Source organism: Chitinophaga sp. 180180018-3, from assembly GCF_037893185.1.
Lineage (GTDB): Bacteria > Bacteroidota > Bacteroidia > Chitinophagales > Chitinophagaceae > Chitinophaga.
This window is the reverse complement of record NZ_CP140772.1, coordinates 5,190,930-5,208,680: the sequence shown is the minus strand read 5'-3', so window position 1 is coordinate 5,208,680 and position 17,751 is coordinate 5,190,930. Positions and strand designations below refer to the sequence as shown.

14 protein-coding genes are annotated in these 17,751 nt (G+C 45.8%); 6 read left to right on the top strand and 8 right to left on the bottom strand.

From position 1 onward, the window contains the following. Positions 1 to 10: 10 nt before the first annotated feature. Genes UNH61_RS20195 through UNH61_RS20180 form a run of 4 tightly spaced genes read left to right on the top strand, consistent with a single transcriptional unit; the run spans position 11 to position 6,758 of the window. Positions 11 to 1,255, top strand: a complete 1,245-nt coding sequence (locus tag UNH61_RS20195) for a fasciclin domain-containing protein (RefSeq protein ID WP_326993805.1) — start codon at positions 11 to 13, stop codon at positions 1,253 to 1,255. A 33-nt stretch (positions 1,256 to 1,288) separates the two neighbouring features. Further along, positions 1,289 to 2,338, top strand: coding sequence for a fasciclin domain-containing protein (locus UNH61_RS20190; protein ID WP_326993804.1), 1,050 nt, complete (start codon positions 1,289 to 1,291; stop codon positions 2,336 to 2,338). Positions 2,339 to 2,342: 4 nt separating this feature from the next. Further along, positions 2,343 to 3,425 (top strand): fasciclin domain-containing protein, encoded by a 1,083-nt coding sequence (locus UNH61_RS20185; protein ID WP_326993803.1) that lies wholly within the window; start codon positions 2,343 to 2,345, stop codon positions 3,423 to 3,425. Positions 3,426 to 3,464: 39 nt separating this feature from the next. Continuing rightward, the gene (locus tag UNH61_RS20180) at positions 3,465 to 6,758 is read left to right on the top strand and encodes a TonB-dependent receptor (protein WP_326993802.1); all 3,294 of its coding nucleotides are present in this window, start codon (positions 3,465 to 3,467) and stop codon (positions 6,756 to 6,758) included. A 102-nt stretch (positions 6,759 to 6,860) separates the two neighbouring features. On the opposite strand, the gene UNH61_RS20175 is transcribed toward UNH61_RS20180, so the two are convergent. The 5 genes from UNH61_RS20175 to UNH61_RS20155 all read right to left on the bottom strand — a co-directional run bounded on the left by UNH61_RS20175 (position 6,861) and on the right by UNH61_RS20155 (position 11,589). Beyond that, positions 6,861 to 7,580: a hypothetical protein gene (locus tag UNH61_RS20175; RefSeq protein WP_326993801.1), complete on the bottom strand. Its 720-nt coding sequence runs from the start codon at positions 7,578 to 7,580 to the stop codon at positions 6,861 to 6,863. 87 nt (positions 7,581 to 7,667) lie between these two features. Next, positions 7,668 to 7,874, bottom strand: a complete 207-nt coding sequence (locus UNH61_RS20170) for a hypothetical protein (RefSeq protein ID WP_326993800.1) — start codon at positions 7,872 to 7,874, stop codon at positions 7,668 to 7,670. A 304-nt stretch (positions 7,875 to 8,178) separates the two neighbouring features. Then, complete coding sequence (locus UNH61_RS20165; RefSeq protein WP_326993799.1) at positions 8,179 to 9,033, bottom strand: RNA polymerase sigma factor; 855 nt, start codon at positions 9,031 to 9,033, stop codon at positions 8,179 to 8,181. Positions 9,034 to 9,101: 68 nt separating this feature from the next. Further along, on the bottom strand, positions 9,102 to 9,905 hold the full coding sequence (locus tag UNH61_RS20160; protein WP_326993798.1) for an SDR family oxidoreductase: 804 nt from the start codon (positions 9,903 to 9,905) through the stop codon (positions 9,102 to 9,104). An 88-nt stretch (positions 9,906 to 9,993) separates the two neighbouring features. After that, positions 9,994 to 11,589 (bottom strand): arylsulfatase, encoded by a 1,596-nt coding sequence (locus tag UNH61_RS20155; RefSeq protein WP_326993797.1) that lies wholly within the window; start codon positions 11,587 to 11,589, stop codon positions 9,994 to 9,996. A 197-nt stretch (positions 11,590 to 11,786) separates the two neighbouring features. Between UNH61_RS20155 and UNH61_RS20150 the strand changes: the two genes are divergently transcribed. Beyond that, positions 11,787 to 13,676: a family 20 glycosylhydrolase gene (locus UNH61_RS20150; RefSeq protein WP_326993796.1), complete on the top strand. Its 1,890-nt coding sequence runs from the start codon at positions 11,787 to 11,789 to the stop codon at positions 13,674 to 13,676. 80 nt (positions 13,677 to 13,756) lie between these two features. Here the strand turns inward: UNH61_RS20150 and UNH61_RS20145 are convergent, their stop codons facing one another. The 3 genes from UNH61_RS20145 to UNH61_RS20135 form a co-directional block, all read right to left on the bottom strand. Beyond that, the gene (locus tag UNH61_RS20145; RefSeq protein WP_326993795.1) at positions 13,757 to 15,085 is read right to left on the bottom strand and encodes an alpha-L-fucosidase; all 1,329 of its coding nucleotides are present in this window, start codon (positions 15,083 to 15,085) and stop codon (positions 13,757 to 13,759) included. 103 nt (positions 15,086 to 15,188) lie between these two features. After that, entirely contained in the window at positions 15,189 to 15,938 is a 750-nt protein-coding gene (locus UNH61_RS20140; RefSeq protein WP_326993794.1) for a hypothetical protein, read from the bottom strand. Between the two features lie 319 nt (positions 15,939 to 16,257). Then, positions 16,258 to 16,701, bottom strand: a complete 444-nt coding sequence (locus UNH61_RS20135; protein WP_326993793.1) for a nuclear transport factor 2 family protein — start codon at positions 16,699 to 16,701, stop codon at positions 16,258 to 16,260. Positions 16,702 to 16,822: 121 nt separating this feature from the next. Between UNH61_RS20135 and UNH61_RS20130 the strand changes: the two genes are divergently transcribed. Then, positions 16,823 to 17,266 carry a helix-turn-helix domain-containing protein gene (locus tag UNH61_RS20130; RefSeq protein WP_326993792.1) on the top strand — a complete coding sequence of 148 codons (444 nt, stop codon included), beginning with the start codon at positions 16,823 to 16,825 and terminating at the stop codon, positions 17,264 to 17,266. Positions 17,267 to 17,751: the final 485 nt, after the last annotated feature.

The following is a 17,751-nucleotide window of genomic DNA, read 5'->3' as shown; positions in this document are numbered from 1 at the left end:
ATTAACAGGTATGATTATGATTATTAAGAGAGAATTGATCAATAAAAAAATACTGCCAATACTGGTGCTGCTGACTGGTCTGACATTGGGTTTCACGGCCTGCGAAAAAATTGGGTTGGATGATAGCGCAGCCTTTTCACATGCCGTTCCGGACACTACGCATGATATCCGTGCTGTGTTTGCAGCGAGCCGGTTTACGCTGTTCAAACAAGCTGCGCGCCGTGTTAAACTGGACCAGCTATTGGCACCTGCCGGTTATTTCACTATCCTGGCGCCGACGGATGCAGCCATGCAAAATGCCGGTTTAACCGCCGATGTGATCAATACGCTGCCGGAAGACTCGTTGCAGAAGATTGTTCGCTTTCATGTGGTGACCGGTTCTTACGGTGCATTGGCGCTGAATTCGGCTATCACGAGCATTGAAACCAGCACGCTGTTGCAGGAAATTATACCAGACAAATCCAATGCTGCCAACCTGATCTATCAGCAACGACTTTACCTGAAACGTACGAAGCTGTTGTTTGTAAATGGTGAACCGGTGAATAAGGAAAGCGATACCGCCCTGACGGCCGGAAATGGGTATGTATGGCCTGTTGATAAAGTGCTGCAACGCCCTATGCTAACGGCCTGGGAAACGTTGCTGTCGAGGCCGGAGCTGAGCATGTTCGTGGCTTCCATTCGCCTGGCCGACAGCATGTACGCTGCCAACAGGCTGATGTTTCCTGGTAATCCGGCTATTGTAGCGGATTCGCTGCGGTATAATTCTTTGTATTACGCCAATAAAAAGGCAGAATTTGGTATCACGCAGTTTGCGTTACCTATGATTATGGCGCCTGTTAACGACGCATTTAAGGCAGCTGGTTTTAAAACAGTGAATGATATCCGCGCATTTGCTACTAAGGTAACTCCTTCACAGTATCCAACAGTGTTCCTGCCAATCGACAGTGTGTTGAAACAACATGCGTTGTTGAATTTCCGGAACATCTTCACCAATATCAGTTTTTATAATGACCTGTTGTATAATCCATACATCAACAACGGGCAGTTTAATAACTACATCGGCACGGGTAATATGATCATGGAACGGGCGTTCTTCCCGCAATTCCAGCCGGCAGACGGAACGGTAAAAGTGAAGTGGACGAATGATCCGGCGATACCAATGGCTACGCTATATGCAGATCCGCAGCGGCACATGATGACCCGCAGCGGCGTGATTTATGAAACAGATCAGCTGTTTTATCATCCATCTAAATAAATAAACATAAACACGAGCTACAAAAAATACAATATGAAAATCTCCATATACAATATTCGCCGGATGCTGATACCAGTGGTGCTGGCGGGGATGTTGACGGGTACAGGTTGTAAAAAAGACAAGCAGGAAGTTACTCCCGACAAGGGCGCGGACTACTTCAGCCGGCAGCGCTTCCTTATATCTACCAATTACAACTTTATCCTGTTCGATACCTGCCTGAAAGCAGTTAGTCTGCAGGATACACTGACTCAGCCAGGCCCATTTACTACACTGATTCCCGATAACGCAGCCATTCAAAGCGCCAGGATAGGCGCAGTGAAAGATGGGGGCGATATCTCCTGGCTTGCGTTGCCCACTGATGCCAGGCGCTTATTTGCCAACCACATATTGCGTGGTAACTATAGCTTCCGGTCACTTCCGCTTGCATTGAACCAGCCACTCCCTAACCTCGACGGAAAAAATGTATACGTCAGCAAATACCGTACAGGCGCCGATACCGTGGTGACAGTCAATGGTGTGAGAGTGAAAGATACTGATATCAATACGTCTAACGGACAGATACAGGTATTGTCCGGTATATTGACGACTGAAATATATCCCTCGCTGACAGACCTGATTGTGAATACGCCGCCGCTTACCTTTTTTGCGTTGGCCGTACAACGTAGTGGCCTGCAGAACCTGTTGACTAACCAGGGTACTTACACCGTATGGGCGCCATCTAATGATGCCTTTCTGAATTCGGGAGATCCAAAGCTGAATTCCATGCAGGCGTTGGAGAAAGCTGATACGGCGGTATTAGCAGCATTGGTGCGCCGCCACATCTTGCCCACGCGTAATTTTCTGCTGGACATGAGCCTGCAGTCCGCTACGCTGGATACCCTGCGGGTACAGAATCTTCAACGGGAAGTGGTACGTATTTCTTTTAAAGACCGCTGGGGGAGGGTTTTACAGAATCCTCTAGTACTGGGTAAAGGAAATAAAACTGCCGTCGTAATGTATGAAATGGGATATCAGAATTATATCATCAACCGGCCTGCGCCCAATGGTGTGCTTCACATAATAGCCGGTTTGCTAAAACCATAATGTCATGAGCATAGAAAATATGAAAACACTCCTCTGCGGCCTGCTGTTGATGATGGTTGGCACTGTGGCCTGTAAAAAAACGGAGCATACAGATAAAATAGAAGTACGTACACTGGCCACTTATCTGAAGGGCGAGAAGGATGCACAGTTGTTCAGCACCGCCTTGCAACTGTCGGGTCTTGATACTGTCTTTTCCTCCGGAGGGCCGTATACGTTATTCGTGCCGGCCGACAGTGCCTTTATTAACGCCGGATTTACAGCAGAAAAATTGCGTTCGCTGGATAAAAAAACACTGGGCGGCATGATCGGGTACCTGATCCTTCCCGGGCGTATTGGCAAATCCAGCCAGGTTGGATTTATGTCTGATACCCTTACCAGTTTGCATCCGCGGTATAAGCCTGTAGTTACGCAGAATTATTACGGTGCTTTCTTCAATGGGGTGAAGGTAACAGAAGGAAATATCAGCCTGGCCGACGGCGTCGTGCACAAAACAGGGCGCTTACCACTGCCTCCTGCGGGAACATTGATGGAAACAATGGATGCCGCACCTGACCTGAAGATGGTGTCCTATATTTTTCACCGTGTAAAAATGCTGGAGCTGTACGCCAGCAACCCGGTGGCTATTTATAAAATGCTATATGGGAACACCTATACAACCGCCACGCTGGTAATGCCCACAGATGCGGCGTTTAAAACGATCGGTTACAATGTACCATCGGACCTCGCTGGTGTAGATACTCTTACCCTCATCAAACTGGTTAGGTATGGCTGTATTTATGGCACCAACTTCACCTGCGATTTTATAGGCGGGAGATGGGCAGGCGGTGCTGGTGTGCCGATGAAACCTGGTACCGTGGCACTGAATGGCTTTGGTATGAGCGGCAGTGGGGTTACCATTGTTTTCCGGAGCTACGATATCGGGAAGGATGCCACTTTTGAAATAGGGAAAGACGGCGTTAGTTTTTATGGTGCCGGAGTGATTACACCTCCACACATTATACGCCCGGATATTGTTGCCACTAATGGTGTGATACATGTGCTGGATCAGCTGTTCGCACCACAGGGAGATTATGTGTACTACAAATAGCTTTTCATAAAGATGTTGATATAGTCAAAAGTCATAGCGATGAAACAAAACTTTTACTTTTCCGGCAGGATGCTGATCCTGCTGACAGGCATACTGTTGACCCTATTCCGGGTATACGCCCAGGAGACTACCGGCTCGCTGCGCGGCCGTATTACAGATGCAGGCGGGCAACCATTGCCGGGCGTAACTGTACAGGCAGTACATACACCATCAGGCACCCGCTACGGTACTGCTACTACTCCCGACGGGCGTTATAACCTGTCGGGGCTCCGGGTGGGCGGCCCTTACCGGCTGGAAGCCAGTTTTATTGGGATGGAAACGCAACGGGAAGATAATATACAGGTCATGCTCGGACAGGTACAACAGGTGAATATTGCCTTAAAAACCGGCGCCAGAAAGCTGAACGAGTTGCAGGTTACTGCCACTAAAACCGGACCGCGTACCAATGGTGCGGGCAGGAACATCAACCGGGAAGAACTGCGCAACATGCCCACCATTTCCAGAAGTATACAGGATGTTACCCGGCTGGTGCCGCAGGGCTCGAAAGATAATACTTTCATGGGAAGCAATTTCCGTTACAACAACGTGACCATCGACGGCGCTGTAAACAACGATGCCATCGGCTTTTCCCCCTCGCTGGGCGGAGCTACCGGTACCTCTGGTATGCCGGGTTCCAGCACCCGTACCAATCCGGTTTCCATGGATGCCATCCAGGATATGCAGGTGTACCTCGCACCTTATGATGTGAAGATCGGTAACTTCACGGGTGGCAGCATTAACGCGGTAACCCGTTCCGGTACCAACCAGCTGGAAGGCTCCGTATATGTATACGGGCGGAATGCCACACTTACCGGCGCGGATCGCGCCGGCGACGGCAGAAAGATGCCGGCTGCGTTTTATGACTATCAGGCAGGGCTGCGGCTCGGTTTTCCCATCATCAAAAACAAACTTTTCTTTTTTACCAATACAGAAGTGACGGGCCGGCAGGACCCCGTACAACAGGAAGCCGGCAGTAAAACTTCTTCCGGTGTATTGTCTGAAACAGATGCCCAACAGATACAGGAAGCTCTTCGCGCGCGTTATGGCATCGATCCGGGTACTTATGGCCAGTATAATGCCACCGGCCGTTCGCTGAAGTTCTTCAACCGGGTAGACTGGAATATCAATGACAACAATCACCTGGCGGTGCGCAACAACACCATTTTCTCCGACGCCGTACAGCTGGAACGTGATCAGCAGAACTTCCGTTTCGCAGGCATCGCTTTCAAACAAACCAATAACCAGCAATCTACGGTAGCTGAACTGAATACCCGTATCAATAGTCGTTTATCCAACAACGTTATAGCCGGATTTTCCACCATTCATGACTACAGGGATCCGACCAGCAATCCTGCTTTCCCACAGGTGCAGATTGTAGGAAGAACACCTGGCAGCACCATCTTCCTGGGAACAGACCGCGAAGCCAGCATCTTCAATATGAAACAACGTACGCTGGAACTAACAGACAATTTCCGTTGGGACCTCGGTAAGCACCACCTGTTGTTCGGTACCCACAACGAGCTGTATAAGATCACTTATGGATTTGTAAACGCATGGAATGGGAGGGTAGATTACCCCAGTGTGAACGATTTTCTGAATAATAACCCCAGCAGGGTGAGGGGCAGTTACAATTACTTCAACAACGACCGCGGATATATCCTGCAACATCCGGGAGCGGTATTTAATATCAATTTTTACAGCCTGTATGCACAGGATGAAATTCAGATCAACGACAGGTTCCGTATTACACCCGGTATCCGCTTTGATATGGCGCATATCCCCAACAAGCCGGATCTCAGTGAAAAAGTAAGCAGCGCTGTCAGCGATAAGTACAAAGGTACCACCTTCGATTACCGGCCATTGAATCAGCTGGATAATGGTTACCTGGGAAAGGTGCAGGTGTCGCCGAGGTTAGGTTTCAGTTATGACCTGCTTGAAGACAAAAGCCTGGTGCTGCGCGGCGGTGCAGGACTGTTTACCGGGCGTATACCTTTTGCCTGGATCGGTTATGCATACTATAATACCGGCGATACTTACGGTGCATACGATCAGCGTACAGACAATGGCTCCGGCGTTTTCATTCCCGGCACCGATCCGTTACGGCCGGGTAATAACGGTATTGCAGACTTTGCCCGGCAGAACGGACAGCCGGTAAGCAACCCTAATGCCGGCAAAACCCAGGTAGACCTGATCGATAATAATTTCATGATGCCACAGGTATTCCGGGGTAGTGTGGGAGTAGACTATACCAGTCGCAGTGGCTTCCGCTACAGTATTGAAGGCATTTATACGCAGGTGATAAAAGATGTGATGTTCCAGCAGGTGAATCTGAAAGACAATCCTGCCTACAACACTTATGATACGGCGGCCGACCGCAGGCTGCAGCCGGTGTTCCCGTCTGGTGGCATCAATCCTGCGTTTGCCAATGCGTACCTGTTATCTAATACTACCATGGGTTATCGTTACAGCCTCACCGGTCAGGTGAGCAGGAAATTCCCGGGCGGACTGAATGCGTCTGTTGCCTATACCTATGGCATGTCTAAAGATGTATCCAATGGTGTGCGCAATTCCATGGAATCTAACTGGCAGCTGAACCAGGCGCTGAATCCCAATGCACCGAAGTTGGCTTTCTCCAATTTTGATATCCGTCATCGTATAGTCGCCACCGTGTCTTATAGCGTTACGTGGCAGCAACACCTGAGAAGTACATTTTCGCTTTTCGGCAGTTTCCAGTCGGGTAGTCCATATACCTATGGATTTGTAAATTATACGGCGCAGAACACGCCGCAGCAGGTGAGCCTGGCTTACATACCTTATGCTGCGGAAGCGGTTAATTTCTTTGCTCCGTACACGGAAGCGGGCAGGAAAACAGTAACAGCGGCTGAGCAGGCAAACGCCTTTAATGCCTTCATCGATAAGGATTCGTACCTGAGCCATCGCCGTGGATCATTTACAGAAAGGAATGGCGGCCGTACGCCGTGGAATAATAATGTGGATTTCCGCTTTATGCAGGACTTCATGATTGCCCGTAAAGGCGGTAAACATGCTCATATGATCACATTTACCTGGGACATCCTGAACCTGACCAACCTCCTGAATTCACAATGGGGATGGGTTTATTTTTCTCCCAATACTTATAATTCTACTGCCAGTGTCGGGTTGGTACCGTTTATCCCTGGCCGTGCTTCACAGGGGTATCCGCTGTATAACTTCCAGGATCCCGGGAAGCCCTATTCAGTGGACTTTCTGCAATCGCGCTGGCAGATGCAGATGGGCCTGAGATATAGTTTTTAACTAAGAACAATCAAATAGCAATGATTCGGGGTCGGCCTGGTTGCCGGCCCCGGATCATTTTTTTTCGCCCATACATATCTTCGCATGGCCGGTATTTCAAATCTAATAATTGATAACAAGCTTTGGCCACTTGCTCATATCAGGATGTTCTGCCGAACAGAATATTCTTGACGTTAGCATACCAGGATTTTCATTAGCCAGTTGAACCATCAATCCCATGGAGTAGGCGCTGTTGGTTACTGTTTGCATGTTTTGCAGCATTTGCGTAACATCAACCGTTACATCCAGATAGGGCTGGCTGGTATGTGGCACCAATACCTGATCGACAGAGGCGGTATATGGCCCAGGGTATTTTTCATTGACGGGGCTATACACATCCCAGTCTGAAATAACCCGTTTTATATAAAAGGCATTGTTGTTACCGGCATTTGCATGTACTTTATCGCCATTCCAGGGATGTGGATCTGAATACAGCGTTAAGTAGGCCGATTTGATGGCAGAAGGGTTTGAGATATACGGAAACGTATAAAGGCTTCTGAAATGATACCAGTGCCCGTTAATGGTCCAGTATCCTGCCATAATCTCCGATGTGCCGGGAGCGGACCTGTCGTCGTCGGCGCCATCGGGAGAAACATAGCCACAGTACACGAGCATCACATCAAAAGGCATCGCGCCTTCCGGTCGGGCCCGGAGCACTACCGAATCGCCGGCATGAGGCTGGGGGGGCGGGTTGGAAGTGGTGGTTTCTTTTTTACAACTGGTTGATAAAATTGCAGCAAGAGCCAATGCCAGCGGCAGGCGAAATAGGATGGATTGTTTCATAGATGACGAGTTGATTTGGGTAATTAAAGGTGATGTATTTACTAAGTATCGTACATCGTTAGGATGTTGGATAGGGCGCTGTTATTCTCAGGCATTAACAGGAGTTGGTTTGAGAGATTTAAAGAACTGATTGAAACAGTCGAAACCACTGCCTGCAGATGTGCCATCTGCCTGAATAGCATATGATTCTGCATGGGCCATCGGAGATAGCTGACTATTATGCCTGGAACAGGCGCATAATGAGAATAAGATGGCCGTCGGGCCAACAAACTTTCGGAGTTGTACTTGTGTCATGTAACAGGGTAGTTTATATGGGTTAAAAATTAGCTGGCGGAAAATTTCCTTAACATTAACTCATCTTATCATCCCCCAAACCGTTAACATACACAAGTATCATTTAACTGAGTTAAGGTGTGTCTTTATAAAATTTACTTCATAATGGTTATACGCGAAAAATAATTTTATCATTTTTTAAGAGCAATGCCTGAATGCCGCTATCCTGCTATTTATATTTTTTTTCTAATCAAGCCTGGTGGGGCAGATCTCCTTATCTTGAGACCTGCTGAATATTTTAAAGCATGCTGGTTGGTACCCCCCATTACTCTATTTTCCGCAATTCCCCCGCAAAAAAATCACTGTCTCCGATTGCCGTTCGCGTGCACTTCATAATGGTATCCTGCAAATCAGTACCTGCGCTGTGCAGCGGATCAATAGCTTTTACCAATATCGTTCTCAAAGCAAAAAGTTGTTCTCTGTTATATTTCTTTGAAGCCTTTACCAGTTCCAGCTTCATCAACTCTGCCTGCTGATCCTGTTTGGGATTGAAAATGGCATTGATATGGCTGCATTGATGGCAAACGCCATTCTTGTTAACCAGGGCACATCTGTCCTCAAAAATGTCTGTCATGATATTTCTCGCATCATTCAACAAGTGCTTTATCACGCCTTCCGTTTTGTCGAGGATAAGGGAAATTTCTCTCACAGGGAAATCATAAATATCCTTTAAAATAAGCGCTACCTGGTTTTCTATGGGTAAGGTTTTTGAAATACAGGTGAAGCAGAAATCGATATGCTCTTTCATTTCATAAACGCCGTGGGGGGAGGTATCATGCACCATCCAGAAGGTACGCCTGACTTCCTCCGAGCCTATGGCCAGATCTGCTCCCCGGTCCTGTGCATCTGCTTTCCATCTTTTTAATTTTCGTAAATGGTCGTAAGCGAGGTTGGTGGCTATTTTGAATACCCAGGTTTTTAGAGACGACTCCTGGTTAAAGGTGGATATCTTCGTAAATGCCTTGATAAAGGTATCATGCGTCAGGTCATCTACATAGTCGCGGTCGGTAAGCAACCGGTAGAGATAAGACTTCAGCTGGTTCTGAAATTCGGCAAATAGTGTTTGGAAAGCGTTGATATCTCCGGCTATAGCCGATTGAAGGATGGCTGCTTTTTCCATTCATTTATTCATTAGCAGGTGAAAATAAGGGAGCAGCCTTCCTGCCTGAAGACTGCTCCTCAAATGTACTATAATATGTTTAGCTTGCCACAGTCCACATCTACAATATGGCTGTTAAAAGCTACGCCTGTTTCAGAAGCGAGGAACGCTGCTGTTTCACCGAGTTGTTTCAATGTAGGGCTTGTTTTCAGAATGTCGAAGGCTTTGTATTGTGCCGCCAGCTGCTCAGGAGGGATGCCAAGTTGTTTGGCGGTGCCATTAATTATTCCGGAGATTCTTCTTGTTTCCAGTAATGCACCGGGGCAAATACCGATCACCTTGATGTTATGTTCTCCCCATTCAGCAGCCATTACTCTTGTTAATCCTTCAATGCCTGCGCTGGCGGTAGTGATCCCTGCCCAGTTAGCAATCTTGGACCTGGATAGCGCAGCGGTGAGTGTTAAGATGGTTCCCCCGGATTGGGTGGCGATCATATATTTTGCCGCTACCCTTGAAGTAAGAAATTGCGAACCGCAGATCTTTGTTATCGGCGCCGTGAATTGTTCGAAAGTTACCGTGGTCGTAGGCAGACGGCCACCCATCTCGCTATAATCCACTCCGATACCGTTAAATACGATGTCGAGTTGGCTGTTGTCGGAAACAACCTTTTTCAGGAAAGCGTCTATTTCGGGTTCGTTCATGGCGTCTACTTTAGCGGCTTCCGCGAGCCCGCCATTGGCTTTGATTTCCTGAGCTAAGGCTTTTACAGCGTCCAGGTTCCGGGCGGTAACGTATACCTTTGCCCCATGTTGAGAAAGCGCTTTGGCTACTGCTGCGGCAATGTTTCCGGATGCGGCAAACACAACGGCTACTTTGTTTTTTAGGTTTTGCATTTTGTTTAAGTTTATTTTTTGACGATCCAGGCCGGCAAAACGGTCGGGATTTTTGAAAAAAAATAAACAACAAAGCATAACCCGTTGATTATAAGGAATCTTTCACGCCTACGCGGGCAGCCCATGTATCATATTCACGTTGCAGTTCCTGCACTTTGCCGGTGTATTGCTGTGCTAAATTGTTGGTTTCACTTCTGTCTTTTTCCATATCATACAATTCCCAGGGAGTACCTTTTTCAGCTACCAGTTTCCATTTACCTTTTCTGACAGCGCGGTTGCCTTCATGTTCCCAACATATGGCCCGATGATTTTTAAAGGGCTTATTATGGAAGGCATTGCGGAGCGAGATGCCTTCCAGCGGCTTCAGTGCATGTGTGTTGAAAACAGCCGGATAATGAACGCCTGCGAAGTCTAGGCAGGTAGGCATAATATCCATCACGTGAGCCACCTGTGAATTAACGCTCCCGGCTTTAATGACGCCAGGGTACCAGGCAATGAAAGGCGTAGAGATGCCACCTTCATGCATATTCTTTTTGAAAAGACGGAAAGGGGTATTGCTGACATTGCCCCAGGGGCTTTCATAACTGTCTATGGAGGCCACAGATCCGGGAGTGCCGGAGCGTTGAATAACATAATCCCAGTGTTTAACGTCATCGGCACTGCCTCCATTATCAGAAAGAAAAATGATGAGTGTGTTTTTATCCTGCTTTAAGGAATGCAGTTTAGCCAATAGCCTGCCTATTTCGGTGTCCATACGGTCTATCATAGCCGCATATATTGCCATGCGGGTGTCCTGGATTTCCTTTTCTGCGGCCGACAGTATATTCCAGGCGGGTACTTTTTCGAACCGGGAAGACAATGGCCATGTTTTTTTGATCAGTCCTGCTGCCCTTAGTTTTTCGTACCGTCGTTGCCGTAGTGTATCCCAGCCGCTGGTATATTTTCCCTTGTAGCGGGCAATATCTTCCGGCAATGCCTGCAGGGGCCAGTGGGGTGCGTTGTAAGCCAGATACAGAAAAAGGGGACGGTTGTTTTTTTTCTGCGCTTCCAGCGCATCTATAGCAAAATTGGTAATGGCCTGTGTCAGATAAAGAGAGGTATCTTCCCGGATCACTTCCTTATTGCCCAGGAGGAAAGTCACTTTACGACCGTCATTATACAGTGGCTTCGAATTGAAGTAGGAACTTCCGTTATTCTGCAGCGTAAAGGATATATCGAAACCCCGGTTACAGGCCCATGCCGAAGGCACAGCACCAACATGCCATTTGCCCGAAATGATGGTGGTATAACCTGCTGTTTTCAATAGTGCTGCAATCGTAGCACAACTATCGTTCAGATAGCCCTGATAGGCGGGATAGCCCCTGTCCTGTATCATGTCGCCAACACCCGCCTGGTGGGGGTACAGCCCTGTCAGTAAAGAAGCCCTTGATGGGCAGCATCTGCCTGCATTATAAAACTGGTTCATGACGAGGCCGTTCTTTGCAAGGCTATCCAGGTGTGGTGTATGGATCTCCGAACCAAAACTGCCCAGATCAGAAAACCCCATGTCGTCGGCCAGTATAATAATAATATTTGGTTTCTTCTTCGGCTTTGCCTGTGCATGACATACCACTGAAACTATTAACAGGGGCAGGATAGCGAAGATGGCAAACCAACAGGTTATTTTAACAGCTTTGTCAGGCATCGGCATTTTTTGTTTGATGATTATTACCCTACTAAATTAGTAGAATAATAGTTATCAGGCAAGCTGTTTATTTTAAAATATAAAACCCTGTTTTTTGTTTTAACCTGTTTTAATTAAACCTTTTAGCTTACCCAAGTGCTTGCAATTGTATTTCTGTTAATTTGTTATTACATTAATGGCAATAAACAAATCAGCATATGCGCAAGCTGTCAGCTTTTAGCAATTCTTTTGCTCTATTTATCTTGTTGTGGGTGCTTCTCTGTCATATAAGTACAGCGCAAACCAGGCCGGCTATTATCCCTGAACCGGTATCATTGAGGCAGGGAGAAGGAACATTTGTAATTAATGACCATACCCCCCTGATCATATCCTCCGACAACCCCGAGCTTGCCGCAATGGGTAATCAGGTGAATGGTTGGATCAGCGTGCTGACGGGCTTTACATTACCATTGACCAGTAAAACAACCTCCCCGGATGGATCTATCCAGCTATTGCTGAATCCCGGATTAAACAGCCCGGATAACGATGAAGGCTACACGTTATCTGTTACACAACAGGGCATAAAAATACAGGCACGTAAAACAGCAGGTATATTTTATGGATTGCAAACGCTCCGGCAGCTTCTTCAGTTTGCAGCCGACGAGGGTAAACAGCCTTTCCGTTTGCCGGTATTGGAAATTACAGACTATCCCCGTTTCAAATGGCGGGGCCTGATGTTGGATGTAAGCAGGCACTTTTTTTCTAAAGAATTTGTGAAGAAGTATATAGATGATATGGCCCGTTACAAATTCAATATCTTCCATTGGCATTTAACAGATGATCAGGGATGGCGAATAGAAATAAAATCGTTTCCCCGTTTAACAGCAATAGGTGCCTGGCGGGTGCCAAGAACAGGTAAGTGGTGGTCGTTCGATCCGCCTCAAAAGAATGAAAAGGCCACTTATGGGGGCTATTATACACAGGAAGACATTAAAGAAATTATTGCCTATGCCGCCGAAAGACATATCACCATCGTTCCTGAAATTGATGTTCCCGGTCATTCACTGGCTGCTATTGCAGCCTATCCTTACTTGTCTGCAACAGGATATATTTACCCGGTAAATCCCGGCAGTGAATTTTATAATAAGGAGGATAATACATTAAACCCGGCAGATGAACGTGTATATGCCTTTCTGGATAAGGTTTTTACAGAAATAGCAGCATTGTTTCCGGGAGAGTATATCCATATCGGTGGAGATGAATGCACGAAACATTTCTGGCAGCACTCCGCTGTTGTACAGGATTTTATGAAAAAGCAGGGGATACCAACCGAGCATGAGCTGCAAAGCTACTTTATTAAAAGAGTGGAGAAGATCCTGAAGACTAAAAAGAAGAAGATGATTGGCTGGGATGAAATCCTGGAAGGAGGACTGGCGCCAGATGCTACCGTAATGAGCTGGCGTGGCATACAGGGTGGAATGGACGCAGCCAAACAAGGGCATCAGGTGATTTTTACACCCAATAGTAATACCTACCTGGATTTATACCAGGGTGATCCCTTGTTAGAGCCGGATACTTACAGTATGCTTCGGTTACATACAAGCTACCAATGGAACCCCATTCCGGCAGGAGTGGATAGCACACTGGTTTTGGGAGGACAGGGCAACTTATGGACTGAATCCGTGCCAGGAGGCAGGCATGCAGAATACATGACATGGCCACGGTCGCTTGCATTATCTGAAGTGTTTTGGTCGCCATCAGCAAAACAGGACTGGGGATATTTCCAACAGAAATTAACGCCTCAGTTTAAAATACTGGATGTTGCACAGATCAATTACTCCAGGGCCGCTTTTGATGTGCTTGCAACAGCAAAACACGATCCGGAGAAGCAATTACTGGTTAATCTTAGTACTGATATCGATGGACTGGATATTTACTATACCCTGGATGATACGAATCCTGATACATCATCTGCGCACTATACCGGAACGTCTATCGTGATTCCTAAGGGGATTTATCAGTTGAGAGCACAGGCGTTTAAGGGGAGTGCAGCAGTAGGGAAGCTTTTAATTGCGCCGAGGGAGGTGTTGGAGAAGAGAGCGAGGTAGGCGACTGTTTTTTGAGAAAATATGAAGATGACAATAGCCGCAGGAAATCAGCTTGCGGCTATTATCATTATACATTGAACCTATTGAATCGATAACCAATGTGTAAATACAAATTGTTTGTTCAGCGTTAGCGCAATCACCGGTATATCCACCCCTTCAAAGTTTTTAGGTATTTCGATGTTGTAGCCTTTACCCGATTCAGTAATATTCAATTTCTTTCCTGAGGTAATCTCGGTTGCTGATAGCACCTTATATCCTTTCAATTTGTTTATGCTCACCTGTTGCTGGTTTCCCCGAAGATGAAGAAAGATCTTATTGGCTTTATAGGTACTTCCTCCCCAATCACCTTGTTTGAAAGGCCCGCCGGCCGTATTATACACCGCCTCCTTATTTTTTAATATCCATTCCGACATCTCCATAAACCTGTTTGTTAGTTTTGAGGGCAGGCTTCCATCACGATCAGGGCCTATGTTCAGGAGAAGATTACCGTTGCCGCAAATCACTTTACTAAACATAGTGATCAGCTCTTTTTTTGACAATAGTTGTGCATTGGGATCGTAGGCATATACAGGGTAACTTACGCTGGTACATGCTTCCCACGGATAATCAGGTCCTTCGGAAGTTTTAGCCTCCATACAAAGATAGTCGCCTGAAGCTCCGTCAGGGATAAATATGTCGTGCTTATCTTCCGCATCACGGGTAGAAGATAGCCCTCTGGAGAGCGTAGCAGATTTAGTTTGCCTGATATCTGCGTATAAATCCCTTCCATCCTGTTGGGTCCAGTAAGGCCCCAGCCAAAAACCATCGAACCACAACATATCCGGATTGTACTTTTTAATCAGTTCCTTTACCTGTGAATGTACAAAGGATACAAAATGGCTCTTACCACCTTTAGGTTCCGGCATGATTTCGCCGCCATAAGGAATTTTGGTCCATTCGCATTCATGAATGTCTCCAATGGAGTAATAAATGCCGTAGAGCAATCCTCGTCTGCGTGCTTCTGCACCTAATTCAGCAAGGATATCCTTTTTGAATGCTGTTTTTGTTACATCGAAGTCTGTGTACTTGCTATCCCAGATACAAAACCCGTCGTGATGCTTGGCAATGACGGTGATGTATTTACATCCTGCTTTTACGGCAAAATCGACGATGGCCTTTGCATCAAATTTCTCGGGGTTCCAGGCGAAGGAGATAGAATCTGCGGTAGCTTTGGAGGTTTTGCGGCCTATTTCCCAGGAGTCGCCGGTAGCGGGAGTGAAACAGGCCATCCAATGTACAAATAGACCCAGCCTGGCGTCCTGGAAGTTTTTTAATAGTTTTTTATCTGTTCGGGGATTGGTAAGTGTAGTTTGACAGAATCCTGCTGCCGTTATAAAAATAGCGAAGACAGTCAATAGACTTTTTTTCATTGTTGCACTTATTGTTTAAAACTGGTATTTGGTTGCTGTTTAAATATAAACAATAAAAGCGCAATACTTTAATTAAGATCTCTAAAGCTGGTATCGCCAGCAATCATTTCTCCTTCACCCGCTCATATATATACTGCTCCACCACTGCATAATAAGAAAAATACTCCCCCTTCTTTATATATTCCACTACCCTCGGATAATTAACAATCAAATACCCCTTTTCATCAATGCCAAACTGTGATACACCGCCATTCGATTTAATTAATTTATACATCATCATAAATCGCTTATTCTCGATCTTATATTTGGCAGACATCTTTTTCTTAAAGTCCCGCTTGCCAACTTCCCTTGCATATATTTTAAAATTGTCGTCTGTTATAACTGCAAATGCTTCGTCCTGGCTTTTGTCGGCTAAAATGGTATCTGCAAGCCTGTAATACTTTTTAGTAGGTAAATAAACTGAATCATTATACCTGATGGCGCGGAATTTCAACATTCTCCAGGTGCCGATTAATTTACCCGGATCATCTACCATCGTAGCAGTGTCGAGTTGTGCATGAGGCATAATTGAGTTTGGCGTCAGCACAGTAGTAACGCCATTTTGGGCATAACTCATATGCGCCTGTGTTTTTTTTATCGCCGGCGTCAGGAAAGCATAATAAGCGTCGAAATCCTCGTCCCAGGACGGGACGGTGAGCCTGGGCCTTGAGATTTTGTAGTCCAGCGGAAAATTAGTGGTCGTATCCCTGGGGACTTTTGCGAGCTGCTCAAAGTCGTTCGTTTGCGCAATGGCCTCAATAGTAATAGTTGTTAGCAATACTATTGGCAGAAATTTAATGAGATAACTTGTCATATTTGTATAGGCTGATACGAGGTATTTAACGATCGGTATGCTACAGTATGCTCAATGTAGAAATAATTTTTTATTATCAGACTCGTTCTTCGATGTTGAAAAGACGATAAAGTTTTGATATACCTGTTTCAGCCATACACGGCAAAGCATTACGCATTGGCCGGAAAGTTATTTTTTCATTTATACAGGCGGGTAACTTGTCAAGCCCTGCAAATATTGCCCCTGCCATAAATTGGCAGAGGCAAGTTGAAGTACTTTTCTTAGTTAAAACGGGCTGGAATTAAAGCAGCTACAGAAAAATCACTAAATCCTGGTGCTGTTATTCAATTTTGGTAATAGTCGCCTGCCTCGCCACCATCCGCCAGGAACTCTTGTCCTTTATCCAGATATTCGTATACTGCCTGGTTACCTTCTTTCCCGCATTTTCAGTGGCTTTTTCCGGCGTCACGATTTCTCTTCCCATCGAAATTGCGATATTCTCAACTACTGTCACCCTTTCTACTATTCTTTCTACTGTTGCATAGTCAATTTTACCTTCCCGTATGAAGGCAAATATTTCCGGAACGGTTACAATTTGTCCATATGGATTGTTTACAACGAAATCTTTGGACCAGATCTTTGATAATGCTGCAGTATCAGCTTTGTGTATAGCTTCTAATTCGCGTTGTTCCAGTTGCCTGATGGTTGTTTCCGTTTTCGACTGGGCAGACAGGGAAAAATGTGTCATGCCGAAGAAAATAATAACAGATAGTATCTTTTTCATTGGGGTAGGTTTGGTTTTAGGGAACTTTTGTATGTGGCAAAGATAAGTTTAATACCGTTCTCAAAAGATACAGTTATGTTCACGTAATTAGCTTACCTTAGAGTAACTAAAGCGATTTACCATGGCCCCCAAAGAAATGTTAGCCGGTTGCCCGGTGCAGCATGCACTTCAATATATCGGCGGTAAATGGCAGATTGGCATTCTGTGGCATCTCCGGGCAGGCCCCATCCGGTTTAATGCGATTAAAGAAGCGTTGCCAGGTCTTAGCGAAAAGGTGTTGACCGATAATCTTAGATTTTTTGAACAGAAAAGAATAGTAACAAAACAGGTCTATGCTGCTGTGCCACCCAGGGTAGAGTACACGCTCACGCAGGAAGGACAAACTTTGTTGCCTGTTGTAGAAAAGATCCTGTTATGGGGGTATGCACATCTGCAGGAAGAAAGAGTGCAGCGTGATACCCTGTTTACTCCGGCGGTAGTTTTAGAGGAGCTTGAAAAGAAGCAGGATGTGACAGCAACGGCAAGCGCTGCAGGCGTATCAAACATAAGTATCACCAGAAGTTAGTGTTTAAAAACTATAGTTATTTATCAGGTGAATTTATACTCCTCATTCCGTAGCAACACTTAAATAGGTGTTGTAGGCAGCAATACGAAAGCTGGGAAAAACACTGAATTGTTTATTTTTTTGTGCGTATATAGCATGCGTAGTAGTTAACTATTTTGGAATATACATAACAGCAAGTTGTTAAATAATTTTGTTACTTTTACGCTGTAGTTAACCTTAGTTTTAGCTAAAGGCCCTGTATGATATGCTATATTCTGTTTTTAAATTATCATGTAATAGTGTGTGAAATCATTTCAAATAGATGATCTCTATATCGATTTTAATCATTGCATCTTTCCTATCAGTGAATCTACGGCTATTTGTATTTTCTCTTTTCAGGAATTATCGAATACTAACGAGCAGGCTTATTTCATAGCGATTTAGAGCCCTGAGAGAACAAGCATACAAAGTAGCATATTTCCCCAGGTATGTATGAACCCTATTAC

Coding starts and splice junctions, on each gene's coding strand:
- UNH61_RS20195 (WP_326993805.1), top strand. CDS start 11: ATGATTATGATTATTAAGAGAGAATTGATCAATAAAAAAATACTGCCA.
- UNH61_RS20190 (WP_326993804.1), top strand. CDS start 1,289: ATGAAAATCTCCATATACAATATTCGCCGGATGCTGATACCAGTGGTG.
- UNH61_RS20185 (WP_326993803.1), top strand. CDS start 2,343: ATGAGCATAGAAAATATGAAAACACTCCTCTGCGGCCTGCTGTTGATG.
- UNH61_RS20180 (WP_326993802.1), top strand. CDS start 3,465: ATGAAACAAAACTTTTACTTTTCCGGCAGGATGCTGATCCTGCTGACA.
- UNH61_RS20175 (WP_326993801.1), bottom strand. CDS start 7,580: ATGAAACAATCCATCCTATTTCGCCTGCCGCTGGCATTGGCTCTTGCT.
- UNH61_RS20170 (WP_326993800.1), bottom strand. CDS start 7,874: ATGACACAAGTACAACTCCGAAAGTTTGTTGGCCCGACGGCCATCTTA.
- UNH61_RS20165 (WP_326993799.1), bottom strand. CDS start 9,033: ATGGAAAAAGCAGCCATCCTTCAATCGGCTATAGCCGGAGATATCAAC.
- UNH61_RS20160 (WP_326993798.1), bottom strand. CDS start 9,905: ATGCAAAACCTAAAAAACAAAGTAGCCGTTGTGTTTGCCGCATCCGGA.
- UNH61_RS20155 (WP_326993797.1), bottom strand. CDS start 11,589: ATGCCTGACAAAGCTGTTAAAATAACCTGTTGGTTTGCCATCTTCGCT.
- UNH61_RS20150 (WP_326993796.1), top strand. CDS start 11,787: ATGCGCAAGCTGTCAGCTTTTAGCAATTCTTTTGCTCTATTTATCTTG.
- UNH61_RS20145 (WP_326993795.1), bottom strand. CDS start 15,085: ATGAAAAAAAGTCTATTGACTGTCTTCGCTATTTTTATAACGGCAGCA.
- UNH61_RS20140 (WP_326993794.1), bottom strand. CDS start 15,938: ATGACAAGTTATCTCATTAAATTTCTGCCAATAGTATTGCTAACAACT.
- UNH61_RS20135 (WP_326993793.1), bottom strand. CDS start 16,701: ATGAAAAAGATACTATCTGTTATTATTTTCTTCGGCATGACACATTTT.
- UNH61_RS20130 (WP_326993792.1), top strand. CDS start 16,823: ATGGCCCCCAAAGAAATGTTAGCCGGTTGCCCGGTGCAGCATGCACTT.